Origin of the sequence: Streptomyces flavofungini, from assembly GCF_041028215.1 — a bacterium.
Taxonomy (GTDB): domain Bacteria; phylum Actinomycetota; class Actinomycetes; order Streptomycetales; family Streptomycetaceae; genus Streptomyces; species Streptomyces flavofungini_B.
Genome location: NZ_JASKYR010001268.1, coordinates 1 through 1602 on the forward strand (window position 1 = coordinate 1; position 1602 = coordinate 1602).

1 protein-coding gene and 1 pseudogene are annotated in these 1602 nt (G+C 73.7%); one reads left to right on the forward strand and one right to left on the reverse strand.

From position 1 onward, the window contains the following. Nucleotides 1-1457, forward strand: a 1457-nt coding sequence (locus AB8Z36_RS40330; RefSeq protein ID WP_369218320.1) for an alpha/beta hydrolase, incomplete at its 5' end; no start/stop codon positions are given. A gap of 21 nt (nucleotides 1458-1478) precedes the next feature. On the opposite strand, the pseudogene AB8Z36_RS40335 reads toward AB8Z36_RS40330, so the two are convergent. Beyond that, nucleotides 1479-1602: pseudogene (locus AB8Z36_RS40335) on the reverse strand (hypothetical protein); the annotation flags it as partial.

The window sequence follows — 1602 nt, forward strand, 5'->3', positions numbered from 1 at the left end:
GCGCCACACCGGCCTACCCCGCGCTGGAGTGCGCGTCCCTGAAGGTGCCCCTGGACCACCAGGACCCCGGCGGCCGGAAGATCACCCTCGCCCTGTCCCGCGTCAGGCACACCGCGAAGACCTCCCAGGGGCCGCTCCTGGTGAACCCCGGCGGTCCCGGCGGCAGCGGGCTCTCCATGGCCGGTTCCGTCGCCAAGGCGCTGCCCGGGAAGGTGGCGGCGCGGTACGACATCATCGGCTTCGACCCGCGCGGCGTCGGCAGGAGCAGACCGGCGCTGAACTGCCGCCCCGGCCACTTCGCCCCCGTACGGCCGCGGAGCGTCCCGGTCACGCGCGCGGCGGAGAAGGCCAACCTCGACCGTGCCAAGGCCTTCGCCGACGCCTGCCACGCGAAGTACGCGGACGTCCTGCCGTTCATCGACACGGTGAGCACGGTCAAGGACATGGACGCGATCCGCGCGGCGCTCGGCGCCGGGCGCGTCAACTTCTTCGGCTACTCCTACGGCACCTACCTGGGGGCCATGTACGCGAAGCTCTATCCGCACCGCGTGCGGCGCATGGCACTGGACTCCGTCGTCGACCCGACCGGCGTCTGGTACGACGACAACCTCCGCCAGGACCACGCCTTCGACGCCCGCCACAAGGCGTTCATGGCCTGGATCGCCCGGCACGACGCCACGTACGGACTCGGCGGTGACCCGGCAGGCGTCGAGGCGCGGTGGTACGCCCTGCGCGAGGAGCTGGCCGCGCGTCCCGCGGGCAAGAAGGTGGGCGCCACCGAGCTGGAGGACACCTTCATCCCCGCCGGTTACAACAACGGCTACTGGCCGCTCCTCGCCAAGGCCTTCGCCGCGTACGCGAACAAGGACGACGCCCGCCCGCTCGTCGCCGCCTACGAACAGCTCGCGGCGAGCGACACGGCGAAGGAGAACAGCTACAGCGTCTACACGGCCGTGCAGTGCAGGGACGCGCTGTGGCCGCACGACTGGGAGACCTGGCGCGCGGACAATGCGGAGATCCACGCGCGCGCACCGTTCTCGACCTGGAACAACGCCTGGTACAACGCTCCGTGCGCGTTCTGGCGCACCCACCACCTGAGCGCCCCGGACGTCACCAACGACCAACTGCCCCCGGTCCTCCTCTTCCAGGCGACGGACGACCCCGCGACGCCCTACGAGGGCGCCCTCGCCCTGCACCGCAGGCTCTCCGGCTCCCGCCTCGTGGTCGAGACGGGCGGCGGCAACCACGGCATCACTCTCAGCGGGAACGCCTGCCTGGACCGCTACTTGGCCGACTACCTGGCGACGGGCCGACTGCCCGACGGGGGCGGCGAGACCGACGCGGAGTGCAAGGCGGGCCCCGACCCGGAGCCGGGCGGCGCGAAGAAGGCCCCCCGGGCGGCCGAAGCCGCCGGGCGCGGCGCCCTGTCAGTGCCGGGGGCCACGACGGGGGCATGAGCCGACCGCGCCGCCTCCGCCTCACCCCGGCAGCCTCGCCAGTGCCGCCGCTGCCGCCGCCGCGAGGCGGGGGTGGCCGCGGGCCGCCGTCAGGACCGGGCGGGCGCGTTCGTCGCCGAGGGCGCCGAGGCCCTCGACGCAGGCC